This is a genomic window from Antrihabitans spumae, from assembly GCF_043944905.1.
Lineage (GTDB): Bacteria > Actinomycetota > Actinomycetes > Mycobacteriales > Mycobacteriaceae > Antrihabitans > Antrihabitans spumae.
In genome coordinates, this window is the sequence record NZ_JBIMSN010000120.1 from 47,232 (window position 1) to 63,800 (window position 16,569).

Below are 16,569 nucleotides of genomic sequence, written 5' to 3' on the forward strand. Positions count from 1 at the left end.
GGCTACTGTCGGTAGCGGATCATCCGCACATCAGCGTCGTTCGACCTCGACGACCATTCCGGCCGCGCGGTAGCGGTCCGCGAGCGTGTCGCCCATAACTGTTGCGGGAGTGACGACTCCGGCCAGCGGTGACAACAGTTCGTCGTCGAAGGCAAGCGCGAGGCCACATTCGCCGAGCAGCACTGCGGTCGCCGCGTAACCGGGATCACCCTGCGCGGAGAAGGTTGCAAGGTACTTCGCACCCGACGTCGTCCGGGCGAACGTCTTCGTCGTGAAGTAGCCGCTGTTGCGGGTTTCCTCGCTCGGTCCGGTGCCTGGCTTCGGGAGGATGCGGTCGAGTACCGATTTGCCGACACCCTTCGACAGCAGCGGTCCGACTGCCTCGTAGGCGGCCAACGCGCCCGCGACACCCGCCGCGACCACAGGCGCTGCAACAGACTTTCCGGCGCTCATCACTTCGCTGTAGCGGAAGTTCTTGCCGTAGGCCCAGCCGAGCAGCGCGTTGCTGCGGCGGACGATCTTGGTGTTGTGCGGCGCCATGATGAACGACGTGACCCACCCGTCCAAGCTCGGATCGATCGTGTTGGCGCGTCGCAACGCCTGGTTGGACTGCTTGCCCACGTCGGGCTCCAGCGAGTCGTCCGGGCTGAGGGCGTACGGGTTGTCGAGCAGTGTGCGGAGCGAGCCGTCGGCGGCGACGGATTCCATCTGACCGCGACCGGACGCGATCGTGCCGCCGCTCATGCCACCCTTCATGCTCGCGACGAGCGTCGTCTCCTCCAACTCGCCGGTGTTGTCCTCCAACGACTTCTTGTAGATCAGGTAGACGCTCAAATCCGAAGGTACCGAATCGAATCCGCACGAATTGACGATCTTGGCGCCCGATGCGACGGCAGCGTCCTGGTAGGAGTCGATGCACTCGCGGATGAACAGTGGTTCGCCTGTGAGGTCGGCGTAGTGCGTGCCTGCCGCCGCACACGCCTGCACGAGCGGTAGACCGTACTTCGCGTACGGACCGACCGTCGTGACGACGACCTTGGTCCGTGCGGCCATCGCATCGAGAGCTGCCTGGTCGGCGGAGTCCGCCGCGATCAACGTCCACTGCGCTGCGGCGTCACCGAGTTCGCTGCGGACTGCTGCCAACTTGTCCAACGAACGTCCGGCCAAACCGATCTTCGCCTCGCGCGGAGCCGCCTTGACGAGGTATTCGGCTGTCAGCTTGCCGACGAAGCCGGTCGCTCCGAACAGGACCAGATCGAGCTCGCGTTGTGATGACATGGTGTTTCCGCTTTCGTGTGCAGTGGCGCCCAGTGCCGCCACGGTTACGTTTGTTGCTCGACCCATACCTGGTTGGCGCGGCCGAGCTCGGTCGCCGGTTCCTCGCCGTAGATCCATTCCCGCGCAATCCGGTGCCAATTGCCATTGGCAGCAAGCTGGCCAAGAACACCGAACGTCAAGAAGTCTGCCCGACGCGAAAAAAGGTGCTCGGGCGGCAGGCTGTTCGACTTGATCCCCGCGAACTCCGAAGCACGGGGATCGACGGCGAGCAGGAAAGCCCCACTGGCAAGCTCCGGCGTGATCAACAGGTCTTGGTCGTTGAGGCACCAGCCCGATGCCGAATAGACGTAATCGATGCACTCGTCGGCGGTCACCTTCGCGTCGCGCTTGATGACACCACGGTCGACCATCATTCGATACAGATCGTCGCCGCGCTCCTCGGCGGCCGCACGCAGGCACGCCAACTCGAACTCGACGTGATCGGCGTCCATCCGGTTGAAGAGACCGAAGTCGAGAAACGCGACGCGGCCGTCCGGTGCGAGCAGAAAGTTGCCGGGATGCGGATCGCCGCAGAACTCGTTGTAGGTGAACATGTTGCCGACGTAGAAGCGATAGATGATCTCGCCGATGCGATCGCGTTCTGCCTGCGGCAAGGTGCGCAGTTCGTCGAATCCGAGGCCGTCGACGTACTCGGTGACCAATACCCGGCGACCGCTCAGCTCGGGGACACTCGCGGGGATCACGAAGAACGGATGGCCGGCGAACTGCTCCGCGACCTTCTGCTGGGTGGTGGCTTCGGCGAAGTAGTCGAGCTCGGCTTCCAGATTCCTGGCAAGTTCGTCGATCAGGGCGGGTGATACCCACGGCAGGATCGTCTGCCAGAACTTGGCGAACATGGTCAGGTTCTTCAGGTCGGCGCGGACCGCGGCCTCGATGCCCGGGTACTGCACTTTCACGGCAACGATTCGGCCGTCGTGCAGGGTGGCTCGATACACCTGACCGATCGATGCCGCAGCGATCGGCTCGGGAGAGAAGTCGACGAAGGCTTCGGAAAGGGGCTTGCCGAGTTCTTTCTCGACGACGGCTCGCATGTCGTCGAAGGACACTGTCGGTGCGCTGTCGCGCAGCGCAGCGAGCCGCTGCTGAAACGATTCGCGGTGATGCGGTGGGACCAGGTCGAGGTCGAGGATCGACAACATCTGGCCCAGCTTCATAGCCACGCCCTTCATGCCGCCGAGGACGGTCACGAGCTGCTCGGCGGCACGGATGGTCGACTCTTCGGCCATGCGGGCACGGACCTCGTCGGACCGCCCGAGCATCGCCATCCTGGTCTGCTGACTCCGCAAGATGGAACTTGCGGCGACCGCTCCGAGCTTGGAACCCCGGGCCAACCGCGATGTCGGAACCCGTCTGGTCATGCGCGAACCTCCGCTTTGTCATTGCCGTGCTGGTAGCCCGAACTGCGTAAATATCGAGAACGAACGCTCGAGGCACCGAGCATGACCCGTCCATTCTTACCCGACGGCGGTAAACGTCAACCAGGGGTGCACCGATTGTGCCCGCAATTATCCAGCAACCCTCGAACTTTTCGTTCCACCTGCGCGGTCGGATCGCGATGCTGGGTTACGGTCGGATCATGACTCGACAGCGGTCGTCGCTGCGACCCTCGATTCGAGCTCCCGCGGGCTTTCTCGAAAACGGGACGCTCCCTACATCAGCGTCTTCGCAGGCCCTAGTCGTCGCAGTCGCGCGTTGCGGTTCGCACTTCGGTTGACGGTCCGACCGGTACTGCAGCTGTGGGGAGCGGTTCCGAATTTGCCGTGGCCGTACGGCCTGATCGACGTCGCGGCGACGCCACTGCGTCCGATCCGGGGGACCAAGTCCGGTCCCGTCGACCTGCCCGATTGCTCGGCGGAATGGATCGCTGGTCCGGGTGCCGCCGACGACCGTGCGCTGCTGTATCTGCACGGCGGCGCGTTCATCTGCTGCGGCCTGCGAACGCATCGCCGCATGGTGTCCGGAATATCGCATGCGTGCGCAGCGCCCGCACTGAGCGTCGGCTACCGCATGCTGCCCGAAACGCCGGCGAGCATCGGCCTCGAAGACTGCGTAGCCGGCTACGAGTGGCTGCTCGGACAGGGCTACCCCAGCGATCGGATCGCGATCGTCGGCGACTCGGCAGGCGGCTGGTTCGCGCTGATGACCGCTCTTGCCGCGCGTGCGCGTGGACTCGGCGACCCCGGTGCGATCGTGCTGATCTCGCCGCTGGTCGATACCGACCCTGGACGCAAGCTGGTCCGCCTCGGTGACGTGGCAGATCCGCTGTTCCCCGCGAATGCGCTGGTCTCGATGATGGCGATGCTCGCCGACGTCGAAGGAAAGCGTGGTCAACTCGACGAATACGGTCGCGTTCCGTCGCCACTGCACGTCGACCTCGCAGGTCTGCCGCCGGTTCTCGTCCAGGCGGGTGCCGACGAGCTTCTTGTCGTCGACGCCGAGCAGATAGCCGCCGAACTGTCCGCAGCCGGCGTGCGGTGCAGCCTGCAGTTGTTCGAAGGTCAGTTCCATGTGTTCCAGGCCGCGGCCGACCTGCTGCCGGAAGCCGCGAAGGCAGTCGTCGAGATCGGCGAGTTCGTCCGATCGACGATCACCGACTGACTGCACTCACACCTGGTGGTTCGGCTCCGGCAGGACATGCTTCTGGCTCTTGAATTCTGCCGCCGAGCCGCGGTTCTTGGCGATCGACTCGATCGCGCCCCAGATCATCATCGTGAGGTAGTCGATCAGATCGTCGGACGTCATCGACTTGTTCGAAATCCACCAGTGGGTCGCCAACTGAATGCCGCCGACGATGCTGTACGCCCACGGCGTCGCACCGCCCGAGTCGTATCCGAGCGCCCGCGCCCGCTGACCGACGACAACCGCAACGAGCTCGGCGATCATTCGCTCCGAATCGGCGACCGCATCCTGATGAGGTCCGGCGCCGTTGCTCATCACGTACAGGTAGATCTCGGTGTCGCTGGCGATCGTCTCCACGTACGCGGTGATCGCAGAGTGCACGAGGTCGTACTCCTCGAGCTGTTCGCCTATCGCCTGGTACAGCCGAGGCGCGAGAATCGTCTCGACGAAGCGCGACATAGCCGCGTTGGTCAGGTCGTTCTTGTCGGTGAAGTACCGATACAGCACGGTCTTGGAGACGCCGATCTCTGCCGCGATCTGATCCATTCCGATCGTCGCGCCGAGCTTCCGAATTGCCGCCAGAGTGCCGTCGACGAGTTCTTCACGTCTCGCGACCTTGTGTTCGCGCCAGCGGCGTTTGCGGCCGTCCGGCTTCTGCGCTCTGGCGTCTTTCGTAGTCAGGGTGGCCCCCTCGGGGATTGGGTGCACGGTGAAACCAGGTCCGTTCTGTCGGTATCGACAGTAGGTGTCGTGCTCGTACGTCGATTCCGACCAGCTTAAGCCCGAGGCGATGAGCCGACCTGCGCGACGCAGCAGAAGATGGGCATTGAGCCGGTATCGGGTCGGGATTGGGCAGAATGTGCAGTGTGTCCATCGAACGCGCACAGCGCGGTGCGGAAGATCGTGCAGAACTCGCTCTCGAACCGCCGAAACCTGCGCGACGAGTTCCCTCGGATGGTCTCGCCATGGCCGACGACGAGGCCAAACGTCGCGACCTGCGGCGGATGAAGGCGATCGCGACGGGATTTCTGTTGTTCGCGTCCGTCGTCTACCTGTTCTGCCGTTGGCAGGAATCGCGTGGCGCAGGCGGTTGGGTCGGGTACGTCAGAGCGGCATCCGAAGCAGGCATGGTCGGTGCGCTGGCCGACTGGTTCGCGGTGACGGCGTTGTTCCGTCATCCACTGGGTCTGCCCATCCCGCACACGGCGATCATTCGGAAGAAGAAAGATCAGCTCGGGGAGAGCCTCGGCAGTTTCGTCGGAACCAATTTCCTCGCTCCCGACGTCGTATCGGAGAAGGTTGCGTCCGCGCAGATTCCGCTACGCATCGGCAGCTGGATGGCGCAGAAGAAAAACGCGGCACGTGTCGCGCAGGAAACGTCGACGATTCTGCGAGCCGCTGTCGTCGTGCTTCGCGACGAGGACGTTCAGCAGGTCATCGACCACACCATCGTGCGCAGAATCGCCGAGCCGCTGTGGGGTCCGCCGATCGGCAAGGTGCTTGCGGAATTGCTCAAAGAAAACAAGCAATTGCCGTTGATCGACATGTTGACCGAACGCGCGCATCAGTGGGCGCTGGCGAGTCAGGAGACGATCGACAGAATTGTGCTGCGCGATTCGCCGCAATGGTCGCCCAAGTTCGTCGACATCCTGCTGTCGGAAAAGATCTATCGCGAATTGGTCGAGTTCACGTGGAAAGTGCGGACGACGCCCGATCACGAAGTGCGCCAAGCCGCTAATCGGTTTCTCCTCGAATTCGCGAACGACCTGCAATTCGACGAGGCGACAGTCAAGAAGGCCGAGTCGATCAAGGCAGAGATCATGGGTCGGGAGGAAATCACCGGTCTTGCCGAAGCCACGTGGCGCGTTGCGAAGCGCTTGATCCTGGAGTCGGTCGACGATCCGAACAGCACATTGCGACGCAAGGTCGGCGAGAACGTCGAGCAATTGGGGCAACGTCTGCGCGACGACGACGAGATGCGCGCGAAGGTCGATCGGTGGCTGCTTGCCGGTGCACGATATGTCGCTGCGAATTATGCGAACGAGATCACGACGATCATCACCGATACCGTGGCAAGGTGGGACGCCGAGGAAGCAAGCAAGAAGATCGAGTTGCAAGTCGGCCGTGATCTGCAGTTCATCCGGATCAACGGCACAGTTGTCGGTTCGCTTGCCGGATTGTCGATATATACCGTTTCTCATCTTATGTTCGGTAGTTGAATGGACCGGGTATCGCTTATGTGAGTCCGACCCGATGTGACCCATACCTCGTCGACTGTTAGCTGTGGTGCTTGCAAGAGTTAGCACCTTCGCTTAGGGTTGATATCGCAACACCAACCAGGAGAGTGAATACACATGCCGGATTACCCCGAAGTTCCCGCAGAGGGGGCGACCGATCCGGCTGACGAGGTCGGTGCGGGCGAGCTGGCTGCACGTGTCGTCAAAGTCAAAGATGCCGCGCAAGACATCGGTAGCTTCATCAGATCTCAACGTGAAGCGGCCCAGGTGTCCCTGCGGCAACTTGCTCTGCTGGCGGGTGTCAGTAATCCCTACCTCAGCCAGATCGAGCGTGGGTTACGCAATCCCTCTGCCGAAGTACTCGGTCAGATCGCGAAAGGTCTCCGGGTTTCCTCGGAGGCGCTGTACGTACGAGCGGGCTATCTCGAACAGCGTCCTTACAGCCCGGTCCGGGATGCGCTACTCGCGGATGTCGCAATAACAGAGCGGCAGAAGCAGGTGCTCCTGGAGATATACGAATCGTTCTGTCGTGAAAACGATTCGTCGAACGACGAGCTTGCGCCAGTCGAAAAGGCCGAGCCGTCCGCAGAAACCAAGCCATTGGAACAGGAGAGCGAAGATGAGTGAGTCCACCGACAAGGGTCTCGAGACCGTGAAGAAGCCGCTGTACGCCACCGTCGGCGCAGGCGACGCAGTTGTCCAGGCAGTTGCCGATGTCGTCGCTCAGGTGCGCGAGCGCGCCGAGAACACCAGCACCGACGTGTCCGGCCGGGTCGAAGAAGCGCGTGAGCGTTTCGCCTCGCTGCCGTCCGACGTGCAGGAGCAGATCGAGAGCCTCCGCGAGCGTCTCGCGAGCCTGCCGTCCGAGCTGCCGGAAGAGCTTGCCGAACTGCGTGAGAAGTTCACCGTCGACGAGCTTCGCAAGGTTGCCGAAGAGTACTTGAAGGTCGCAGTCGACCTGTACGCCTCGCTCGCAGAGCGTGGCGAAGAGACCGTCGAACGCCTGCGTGGCAACACCGGCGTCGATGAGCGTCTCGGCCGTGTCGAAGGCCTCGTCAGCGACGCCCGCACCCGCACCGAGGATGCCCTCGGCAAGGTCACCGAAGCCACCAAGGACGTCCGCGAGCAGGCCACCAAGCTCGCAGGCAAGGTGACGGGCCGCGCAGAAGACGCCGCCGAAGAGGCTGCAGAGAAGGTCGAAGAGACCGTCGCCGCAGTCAAGAAGGCCGCCACCAAGGCGACCGCTCCGGCCAAGAAGGCCGCACCCGCCAAGAAGGCGACGCCTGCCAAGGCTCCCGCGAAGGCTGCGCCTGCCAAGGCTGCTGCCCCCGCAAAGGCCGCTCCGGCCAAGAAGGCGCCGGCAAAGCGTGCGCCGGCCAAGAAGACCGCGCAGTAATTTCTTTCCTGCTGCACACGCTCGAAACCGAACCGCCCTCGCACAGATCATGTGCGGGGGCGGTTCCTTCTATGATGGTGTCGTGTTCGCCTCTGTCACCGGGTTGACCGGTTGGATCATGTTCGGTCTGCAGCTCGCCTCGATCGGAGGCGCGCTGTTCGCACTCGTGCACGCCGTCCGACAGCGGACCGATGCGTTTCCCGCAGTGGACAAGCTCACCAAGCCCGTGTGGATCGGCATCCTCGCTGCCTCGCTTGCGGTTCTGTTGCTTGTGCCGGTGATGTTCCTGTGGATCATCGCGGTCGTTGCGATCTGCGTGTATCTCGTCGATGTCAGGCCTCGAGTCGAGGAAGTTCAGCGCGGTCCGCGCTGGTAGGCGGCTCCGCCGCTCGTGCGTCTTTTCGGTGGTCAGGGCCTCCGAAAGGACTCACGAGCCGTTTGCGGCCCGAGCCCAAACCTTGACAATGAGCATTGTGACAATGGTATCGTTAGGTAAGTCTTAACGAGATCCGCTGAGCACCGATGACGTTGCGAGGAGCAGATATGACCATCATGGAAACCAGAACCGACGACGAATGGGCCGCACGGCTCGTCAAGGCGCGGGAACGGGACGACACGGGTAATCGCCTCCTCGCTTCGTCGGCGAAGATGTCCTACGACCCGCTGGTCGAGGTCGATTGGGACGCCCCGATCCCCGCTGACCTCTACGGCATGACTCCGGAATGGTGCAGCCTCTACGGCACCGAGCTGTGGGACCGGATGACCGAAGAGCAGCGGATCACGCTCACCATCCACGAGGCAGCGAGTATCGCGGGCACCGGGCTCTGGTTCGAGATGATCCTCATGCAGATGCTGCTCCGCGACGTCTACGACCACGATCCGTCCACCGCGCACGTGCAGTTCGCTCTCACCGAGATCGCGGACGAGTGCAGGCACTCGACGATGTTCGCCAAATCCGCGACGAAGTTCGGAGTGCCGTCCTACCGGCCGAAGTGGTGGATTCACCAGGCTGCGCGAGCCTTCAAGACCGTGGCAAGTGGCTCGCTCGCCTACGGCGGCACATTGTTCGCCGAAGAAGTCCTCGACATGATGCAGCGCGACTTCATGCGCGACGACCGCGTTCAGCCGATCACTCGGACGGTCAGCAAGATTCACGTGACCGAGGAAGCTCGACATATTCGGTTCGCTCGTGAAGAGACCGTCCGCAGGCTGGAGGACTCGAACCCGATCGGCCGCGCAGGAGTGCAGTTGGTGCTCGGCGTCACGGCGTACTTCATCCTGACGAGCCTCGTCAACGACAAGTGCTACGAGGCCGCCGGACTCGACGTCCGCGAGGCGAAGAAGGCCCGCAGCGAGAACGAGCACTACCATCGCAAGCTGCGTGAAGGCTGCTCCAAGACGGTCGAGTTTCTCGACGCGGTCGGTCTCATCGGCGGTCCGGCGAAGTTCCTGCTTCGGCGCGCCCACGCAATCTAGAGGCCGGTTCACCCAGGCCAGAACACGGAGCTGATACGAGATGGCGAACTTCATCGCTGCGGAGTCCGCTCGGATGCTTCGCGGCATCGCGGGCGTGCTTTCGCCCGCCTCCGTCGCAACCGAGACGTCCCCCACTCCGTCGTCGGAGTATCGGATCGACGATCTCGCTCGCGTCGCCGGTGTCAGCGTCCGCAATGTACGCGTGTATCAGGACCGTGGACTGCTTCCGCCGCCACGCCGCGAGGGCCGCACCGGGTGGTACAACGAGGCGCACCTGTCACGACTCAAAGTCATCAACCGAATGTTGGACCGCGGGTACACGTTCGCGACGATCAGTGAGCTGCTGACAGCAGCACAGTTCGGTATGCGCGTCGAAGAGATTCTCGATACCGACCGCGTTGAGGTCCGCCCGTCCGGGACCGTCGAATCGGGTCGGCTGGGTGCCGACGAACTGCGTGAGCTGATCGGCACCGAGGACTACGACGCCAATCTCGATCGTGCGCTGGCCAGCGGGCTGCTCAAGCGCGAGGGTCAGTCGTTCCGGATCGCCAATCCACGCTTGGTCGAAGCCACCGAGCTGTTGCTGAACGCCGGAGTTCCGTTGCCCGATATTCTCGACAACGCGGCCGTCGTACGGCTCGACTTGCGCGACGTCGCGAACCGTTTTGTGAACTTGGTCACAGACCAATATCTAGCTCCCGACGGTCCGGCTTTCGAACTCGACGCTACCGCAATCGCAAGCCTGTCCGAGCTGATCAACAAGGGCCGAGCATTGGTGCACGACGTCGTGCATTCGCTGCTGGTCGACGTGATGGACGAGGCGATAGTCGCCGCGCTCGAATCGGTCGCTGAAACGATGTCCGGCTCCGAGACGACAGAGAACACAACTGCCGCAGGCTGATTTGCATCAGTGCTAGCGGTAGCAAGCAGCGCGCAAGCACGCTAATGTGGGCTGCAACACAAAGGAGTGTGAAGTGACCGTTACTCGACGGAAGTATGCGCGTAACTTGGCGATGCCCGGCATTCGTGCCGATGCAGTCGAAGCACTACGAGGGCTGACCACACGGCGCGACCCCACCGATCGTGAGTGGGACAACGAACTGTTGCGGAACCCGAGCATCGAACCCGAGATCGTCACGCTCGTCACCGAAGACGGCGCCAAGCTCCGCGTTCACGCATACGGCCCCGCCAATGCCGAGCCGATCGTTCTGATCCACGGCTGGACCTGCCGCATCGAGTACTGGAACCCGCAGATCAACGCGTTGGCAGGCAAGTATCGCGTCATTGCCTACGATCACCGCGGGCACGGCCACAGCACGCTCGGAAAGCGCAAGCTCGACGTGGACGTACTCGCAGACGATCTTGCCGCTGTCCTCGCGGCCACGGTTTCCCCTCGCAAGAAGGCCCTCCTCGTCGGGCACAGCATGGGTGGCATGAGCATCATGGCCTGGGCAGGCCGGCATCCGAAGCAGGTCACGCAGTACGCGAGCGGCGTCATGCTCACCAGCACCGGTGCTGATCGCCTCGTCGCGAACACCACCGTCGTCCCCCTCCCCGCAGCCATCACGAAGGTCCCCGATCTGCTCGGGCGCGCGGTTCTCGGCGCTCCTGTCCCGCTCGCGCCACTCGCCACGGTCGCTCGTCCGGTATTCCGCGCGCGCATCATGTCGGCGTCCTCGACCAAGGAACAGGTCGAGTTCTGCCAGCGCATCGTGTTCGCATGCAAGGGTCGCGCTCGCGGCAAGTGGGGCCTCGCCCTCGCATCGCTCGACGTCTCGGCCGCGCTGAGCAATTTGACCGTCCCGACCACCGTCATCGGTGGCGAGTTCGACAACCTCACCCCGCCGAGCCACTCCCGCAAACTTGCCGACGCGCTCACGATGCACGGCGCGCTCGATCGGCTGGTCATCCTGCCGAACGTCGGGCACATGAGCAACATCGAGGCAATCGAGGAATTCAACGCCGAAATCGTGCGGATGCGTTCGCTGTCGAAGCGCCGCAAATCGCGTCGGTCGGTTACCGCGGTCGCGGGCTGACGCTCTACTTTCTCGCTCGGACGGTCGTCTTCACTCCAGTCAGCTGAAGACGACCGTTTTTCCGCCGTGCACGAGTACGCGGTCCTCGAGATGCCAGCGCAGGCCGCGTGCCAACACCAGCTTTTCGATGTCACGGCCCTGCCGGACGAAGTCGCGGACCTCGTCGGCATGGTCTACGCGAATCACGTCCTGCTCGAGGATGGGTCCGGCGTCGAGTTCGGCCGTCACGTAGTGGCAGGTTGCGCCGATCAACTTCACCCCGCGCGCGAACGCTTGGTGGTACGGCCGGGCGCCGACGAACGACGGCAGGAAGCTGTGGTGAATGTTGATAGCTTTGCCGGTCCAGTGCTCACACAACTCCGCGGGCAGCACCTGCATGAAACGAGCTAGGACGACGGCGTCGGGATTGTGCGCGTCGACGAGTTCGCGTACTTCGTCGAATGCGGGACCACGCTCGGCGGGGTCGCGGGCGAACGGGACGTGGTGAAACCGCACGCCGTGAGCTTCGACGACACGCTGCAGATCCGTGTGGTTGCCGATCACCGCTTCGATCGTCGCCGGTAACTCGCCGCCTGCCGCTCTGCCGAGTAGGTCGTGCAGGCAGTGTCCCTCCTTGCTGACAAGCAGCACGACACGTTTCGGGGTGCCCGAATCGTGGACCGACCAATCCGTCTCCGGTCCGAACTCGGCCGCGACGCCTGCGAACTTGGCACGGAACGCGTCGACGCCGTCTGCGACCGACGATGCACGAATCGCTTGGCGGGTGAAGAACCACCCCGTTGCCGCGTCGGCGTGATACCCGGCCTCGACGATCGATCCACCGTTTTCTGCGATGAATCCGGTGATGCGGGCGACGATGCCGACACTGTCGGGGCAGCCGAGGGTCAGGACGATACGTCGGTCGTCGTGAAGTGCGGGCACGCTCATGGGCGACAGTCTCTCAGGTGGTCGAATCACCTGGTGACGACGGCCGTTGCGATCAACGTTCCTGCGTCGATCGTGTGGATGCCACGGTCGGTGACAAGGTCGATGAACTCCGAGCGGATCTGCTCGATCGCCACGTCGTCCAACGCGGCAAGTGGCGCACGGAACCCGCTGCCCAGCACCAGGTTCCAACAAAACTCCTCCGTTGCAGGAAGCAGATTCGACAGTTCGGTGACCTGGATCGATTCGGTGCCGAAGCCGCCGAGCCACGCCGCGAGTTTGTCTGCAGTGTCGAGCCGCGCACCTGCTTCGCGAGCGGTTTCGATGCCGCGCGTGCGCGGCGCGGCCTGTCCCTGTGCGAGTTCGGGATGGCGGCGTCCGAGCACCTCGAAGTACGCGGCGGCGATTTCGGCGAATGCCTTCTCGCGCCACACCGCGAGCCCGACCCGGCCACCGGTACGGACGAGGCGAAGCAACCTGGCGAACGAGGAATCCATGTGGGGGAGGAAGAACACTCCGTACGAACTGCAGAGCGCGTCGTAGCCCGCCGCGGGAACGACGCTGGGTGGCTCCCAGGTAGTTGCGTCAGCGGCCACGAAATCGACGTTCTGAAACGCCCATGCGGATGCCGTCAGGCGACCTTCCTCGAGCAGATCTTCGGCAAGGTCGATCCCGTGGACCCGTCCGGTCGGACCCACCGCGGCGGCCGCGGGCAGCGCAGAGGTGCCGGTTCCGCAGCAGACGTCCAGGACGACGTCGCCAGGCCGATGACGCATCGCGAACGCGAGCGACTGCCCGGCCGGACCCCACAGCAGCGGTGTGATCTTGGTGAAATCCGAACGGGTCGAATTGAACAGAGTCCGGTACTCGGCGCTGGTCATACGCCCGAATCTACAGTTGCAGGAAAGGTGCGGCGTAGCGAAATTCGCCCGTGATCGCCGTGTCGTAGCGAGCAAGTGTGCGGACCTGGAAATGCGACGACCACTCGGGGTCCGGCGGTGTGATTCCGACGTCGGCTGCAGGCACGAAACCGAAGCGCGGGTAATACTCGAGGTGGCCGAGCAGTCCGACGAGCGGAACGTCGAGAGCATCTGCCGCGCCGAGCACCGCGTGCATCAGCGCGGCACCGATTCCTGCGCCCTGCATGTCGCTTGCTACGCCGATCGGACCGAGCGCTGCGACCCTGTGGTTGCCCACAGTGGCGTGGGTGAGGAGGACGTGGCCGACGACGTCGCCGTCGACATCGGCAACCATCGACAGTTCAGGAATCCAGCTCGGGTCGGCACGGAGTTGCGTGACGAGAGTGGCCTCGGCTGGTTCTCCGCCGTCGGGCGTGACGAAAGCACTGCGATGTACAGCGGCTATGGCGTCGGTGTCGGCGAGGGTTTCGCGGCGAATCAGCACACCGCGCAGTCTGCTCGTTGTCCGTGTGTACAGGCAACTCGAACGGTCCACGACGAGTGTGTGACAGGCTCTTCGGCATGTCCGACGTAGAGGCCGACGGTGCGCTGACGCGCGCGGTAGTCGCCGCGATGATCGACCACACCCTGCTCAAGCCGGAAGCGACGACGGCCGACGTCGCAGCGCTTGTCGCCGAGGCTCAGGAGCTGGGTGTCCTTGCGGTGTGTGTGTCGCCGTCGATGCTGCCCATCAAGGCAGAGGGCCTGCTCGTCGCCGCGGTCGCAGGCTTTCCGTCCGGCAAACATCATTCCCTTGTGAAGGCTGCCGAGGCGCGTCTTGCGGTCGAACTCGGAGCGGTCGAGATCGACATGGTGATCGATGTCGGCGCTGCTGTTGCCGGCGATTTCGGCGCTGTACTCACCGATGTGCTCACTGTTCGCGAAGCTGTCGAACCGAGCACGGTACTCAAGGTGATCATCGAATCCGCCGCGTTGACCGACCAGGCGATCGTCGAATCATGCAGGGCCGCAGTGCGAGCGGGAGCGAACTTCGTCAAGACCTCCACCGGTTTTCATCCCGCGGGCGGGGCAAGCGTGCATGCTGTGCGGCTGATGGCCGAGACCGTCGGCAAGCACGCCGGTGTCAAAGCGAGCGGTGGTATTCGGACGGCCGAGGCTGCTCGTGAGCTGATCGAAGCCGGCGCGACGAGGCTCGGTCTTTCGGCCTCGCGCGCCGTGCTCGATGGTTTTCCCGTTTAGCTCAGCGGTTTCCGATCAGCTCAGCACTCCGCAGCTGTCGGCACCCGATTGCGGCGGTGGCATCACGAAGTTCTCGCCCGCAAGCGACATGTGGATACCTTCGTCCGTGACCTCCAGCGACTTCGGCTTCATACCCAGCGGGTAGGCCTGCAGGCTGTCGGAGATCACTTTGACCACACCGTCGACGAGGTCGGTCGGCAGTCCGATCCCGAGGACCTGCGCAGCCATCGTGTCCACCTGAACCACGTCGCCGACGATGCGGGGCTTGACGGTCAACGTCGCGAGTCCGCCTGGCCCGACCGCGAACAGCAGCGTGCCGTCGCTTTTGCTCGAGCGGACACCGGAGATCAGACCACCCATCAACTGCTCGGACATGGTCGTCTGGATCCCCGCCGTAGGCCATTCGATGTCGGCCGACGAACTGCCGATCGTTCCGCTGCTCTGCGCCGATTCGGAGACGACCACGTCGTTCACCCGGGCGTGGACCTCCATGTCCTTCGCAGGTCCGAAGGCGGAATCGTCGCTGTCGACGGTCACATAGGGGACCTTCTTGTCGATCAATTGCAGCAGCATCGGTTTGGCGCTGAGCCCGATGTCCACCTGCGTGCCGAGTTGGCTTTCGAACTGCTGGGACATGCATTTCTTCGCGGTGTGCCGCGCGATGACCTCACCTGCGATCAGTGCGGCAACCAACGCGGCGACTACCAACGTCGATATCAGTACGGCCTTGTTTCGCATCAGCCGATTCTCCACGAACTTTCTTACCCAACTCTGTGAAGACTGTGTGCTGGGTTTGTGACGGGCGACACAAGCAGGGCGTTCGCCGCAGTTGTCGCGCATTCGTGGCAGGGTTGCGCACATGACGAGCAAGGCCGAGGAACCGCGCACCGGCATTGCGCTCCCCGCTACATTCCGCGGTCGAAGCTCGACGGAGTTTGCGCAGGCCGTGCTCGCCGACGCCGTTCGTTCCTACGACGCCGATCTGTCGCAGGCCATCGAGTCCTCCCGGCAATGGCGGTCGCAGTATCCGGGTGCGTTCCGGGCGTTGACGGCGTTGAGTGCATCGTCGCCGACGTGCGCTGTTGGCATCGCCGGTGCGGGTTTGCGCCGAGCCAGCGCCCTCGCGCGTTACGTAGCGGACGACGGCACGGACACTGCGCTCGCCGACGACGGGTGGCGAACACAGGCCACTACTTTTGCCTCGCAGGTTGTACGCGGGTCCGCTGAACCGGTCACCGAATTACGGGTGCCGTTCGGCGACACCGTGCTCAGCGGCGCTGCGTTGCGCGCGAAACTGGTCGACTGGCGTAACCGTGGAATCGTCGAGCCGAGCTTCGTCGCGGCTATCGAACGCGTCGTCGAGAATCCGAAGTGGCTTGCGTTGCCTGGGCATCAGGTAGTCGTTGTGGGTGCGGACTCCGAAATGGGTCCGTATCCGATGCTGACGCAGTGGGGCGCAGACGTTCTCGCTGTCGACCTACCGGATGCCACGCGGTGGAACTCGATCACAGCGCGGGCAGAGGCCGGTGCGGGATCGGTGACGTATCCGTCCGGTCCTGCAGGCGCAGGTGCGGACGTGCGTCGAGACTTCGGGGGATTGCTCGAATGGATCTACGCCAACACCAGCAAGCGCAAGAAGCTGGTCTTCGGCATGTACGCCTACGCGGACGGTCGGGCCCATGTCGAGCTGACACTTGCGACCGACCTCATCGCAGCCGACCTGCTCGCCAAAAGAAGCAACGTGACGCTCGCCTACTTGGCGACCCCGACCGACTGCTACGCGGTCAAGGCCGACGTGATGGCGGAGGCGCGGCGCCGCTGGGCGAGCAGAGGCGCGAAGGGTCCGCTGGAGGATGTCCTTCGCTTCACGTCGCGGTCGGCGCTGTTTCGGCCGAACTATCTCGACGAGGTCGTCGACTTCGAAGGCAATCACTGGGGTCTTGCAGATACGCAGATCCGCGTCCAGGGGCCGAATTATTCTCTGGCAAAACGACTTCAACGGTGGCGAGGCATCGTGACCCGCGCCTCCGGTGCGAACGTGTCGTTCAACGTCGCGCCCGCATCGTGGACGGAATCGGTCACCAAGAATCAGCTGCTCGCGAGCGCCTATCACGGGGCGAAGAGGTTCGGGGTCGAGATCTTCGAGCCGCAGACTGCGTCGGCGCTGCTCGCGGCGAAGCTGGTGCACGACGTGTTCGTCCCCGCTTCGGTCGATGCGAAGGACAATCCTGTCGAACTGTTCTACGAAGGTGCCGCTCACGGCGGTCTGTGGCGCCTGCCGTTCGAGCCGGGGTCGGCATTGGGCCTTGCGACGGCATTGGGCGCTCCGCGCCTCGTGAGACATCCCTAGGCTTTAAGAGTCAAGCGGCGAGTGTTTTCGGCGT

General features: G+C 63.6%; 17 protein-coding genes. 10 read left to right on the forward strand and 7 right to left on the reverse strand.

Annotation, left to right across the window (positions count from 1 at the left end):
- Nucleotides 1-30 precede the first annotated feature (30 nt).
- A complete protein-coding gene (locus ACHIRB_RS24670; protein WP_395125275.1) occupies nucleotides 31-1,278 on the reverse strand; it encodes a saccharopine dehydrogenase family protein in 1,248 nt (415 codons plus the stop codon).
- Between the two features lie 44 nt (nucleotides 1,279-1,322).
- Nucleotides 1,323-2,696: an ABC1 kinase family protein gene (locus ACHIRB_RS24675; protein ID WP_395125274.1), complete on the reverse strand. Its 1,374-nt coding sequence runs from the start codon at nucleotides 2,694-2,696 to the stop codon at nucleotides 1,323-1,325.
- A gap of 334 nt (nucleotides 2,697-3,030) precedes the next feature.
- Between ACHIRB_RS24675 and ACHIRB_RS24680 the strand changes: the two genes are divergently transcribed.
- On the forward strand, nucleotides 3,031-3,936 hold the full coding sequence (locus tag ACHIRB_RS24680; protein ID WP_395115037.1) for an alpha/beta hydrolase: 906 nt from the start codon (nucleotides 3,031-3,033) through the stop codon (nucleotides 3,934-3,936).
- A gap of 6 nt (nucleotides 3,937-3,942) precedes the next feature.
- On the opposite strand, the gene ACHIRB_RS24685 is transcribed toward ACHIRB_RS24680, so the two are convergent.
- Entirely contained in the window at nucleotides 3,943-4,665 is a 723-nt protein-coding gene (locus ACHIRB_RS24685) for a TetR/AcrR family transcriptional regulator (protein ID WP_199704444.1), read from the reverse strand.
- 257 nt (nucleotides 4,666-4,922) lie between these two features.
- Between ACHIRB_RS24685 and ACHIRB_RS24690 the strand changes: the two genes are divergently transcribed.
- The 7 genes from ACHIRB_RS24690 (at nucleotide 4,923) to ACHIRB_RS24720 (ending at nucleotide 11,102) form a co-directional block, all read left to right on the forward strand.
- Nucleotides 4,923-6,176 (forward strand): DUF445 domain-containing protein, encoded by a 1,254-nt coding sequence (locus ACHIRB_RS24690; protein ID WP_395125306.1) that lies wholly within the window; start codon nucleotides 4,923-4,925, stop codon nucleotides 6,174-6,176.
- A gap of 135 nt (nucleotides 6,177-6,311) precedes the next feature.
- A complete protein-coding gene (locus tag ACHIRB_RS24695) occupies nucleotides 6,312-6,821 on the forward strand; it encodes a helix-turn-helix domain-containing protein (protein ID WP_199704445.1) in 510 nt (169 codons plus the stop codon).
- Entirely contained in the window at nucleotides 6,814-7,590 is a 777-nt protein-coding gene (locus ACHIRB_RS24700; protein ID WP_395115038.1) for a heparin-binding hemagglutinin, read from the forward strand. Before ACHIRB_RS24695 ends, ACHIRB_RS24700 begins: the two co-directional genes overlap by 8 nt.
- A 49-nt stretch (nucleotides 7,591-7,639) precedes the next feature.
- Nucleotides 7,640-7,966 carry a DUF2516 family protein gene (locus ACHIRB_RS24705; RefSeq protein WP_199704447.1) on the forward strand — a complete coding sequence of 109 codons (327 nt, stop codon included), beginning with the start codon at nucleotides 7,640-7,642 and terminating at the stop codon, nucleotides 7,964-7,966.
- A gap of 176 nt (nucleotides 7,967-8,142) precedes the next feature.
- A complete protein-coding gene (locus tag ACHIRB_RS24710) occupies nucleotides 8,143-9,066 on the forward strand; it encodes an AurF N-oxygenase family protein (RefSeq protein WP_395115045.1) in 924 nt (307 codons plus the stop codon).
- Between the two features lie 40 nt (nucleotides 9,067-9,106).
- Entirely contained in the window at nucleotides 9,107-9,967 is an 861-nt protein-coding gene (locus ACHIRB_RS24715) for a MerR family transcriptional regulator (RefSeq protein WP_199704448.1), read from the forward strand.
- A gap of 73 nt (nucleotides 9,968-10,040) precedes the next feature.
- Entirely contained in the window at nucleotides 10,041-11,102 is a 1,062-nt protein-coding gene (locus ACHIRB_RS24720; RefSeq protein WP_307829616.1) for an alpha/beta fold hydrolase, read from the forward strand.
- Nucleotides 11,103-11,141: 39 nt separating this feature from the next.
- Here the strand turns inward: ACHIRB_RS24720 and purU are convergent, their stop codons facing one another.
- The 3 genes from purU to ACHIRB_RS24735 are packed head-to-tail and all read right to left on the reverse strand — an operon-like array spanning nucleotide 11,142 to nucleotide 13,430.
- Nucleotides 11,142-12,029, reverse strand: a complete 888-nt coding sequence (gene purU / locus ACHIRB_RS24725; protein ID WP_199704449.1) for a formyltetrahydrofolate deformylase — start codon at nucleotides 12,027-12,029, stop codon at nucleotides 11,142-11,144.
- Nucleotides 12,030-12,055: 26 nt separating this feature from the next.
- On the reverse strand, nucleotides 12,056-12,907 hold the full coding sequence (locus ACHIRB_RS24730) for a class I SAM-dependent methyltransferase (RefSeq protein WP_395125273.1): 852 nt from the start codon (nucleotides 12,905-12,907) through the stop codon (nucleotides 12,056-12,058).
- Between the two features lie 10 nt (nucleotides 12,908-12,917).
- Nucleotides 12,918-13,430, reverse strand: coding sequence for a GNAT family N-acetyltransferase (locus ACHIRB_RS24735; RefSeq protein ID WP_395115046.1), 513 nt, complete (start codon nucleotides 13,428-13,430; stop codon nucleotides 12,918-12,920).
- Between the two features lie 77 nt (nucleotides 13,431-13,507).
- Here ACHIRB_RS24735 and deoC point away from each other — a divergent pair, with 77 nt between their 5' ends.
- Nucleotides 13,508-14,185, forward strand: a complete 678-nt coding sequence (gene deoC / locus ACHIRB_RS24740; protein ID WP_395115040.1) for a deoxyribose-phosphate aldolase — start codon at nucleotides 13,508-13,510, stop codon at nucleotides 14,183-14,185.
- A 15-nt stretch (nucleotides 14,186-14,200) separates the two neighbouring features.
- Here the strand turns inward: deoC and ACHIRB_RS24745 are convergent, their stop codons facing one another.
- The gene (locus ACHIRB_RS24745; protein WP_395115041.1) at nucleotides 14,201-14,923 is read right to left on the reverse strand and encodes an LmeA family phospholipid-binding protein; all 723 of its coding nucleotides are present in this window, start codon (nucleotides 14,921-14,923) and stop codon (nucleotides 14,201-14,203) included.
- 121 nt (nucleotides 14,924-15,044) lie between these two features.
- Here ACHIRB_RS24745 and ACHIRB_RS24750 point away from each other — a divergent pair, with 121 nt between their 5' ends.
- Complete coding sequence (locus ACHIRB_RS24750) at nucleotides 15,045-16,535, forward strand: type 2 periplasmic-binding domain-containing protein (RefSeq protein WP_395115042.1); 1,491 nt, start codon at nucleotides 15,045-15,047, stop codon at nucleotides 16,533-16,535.
- Nucleotides 16,536-16,569: the final 34 nt, after the last annotated feature.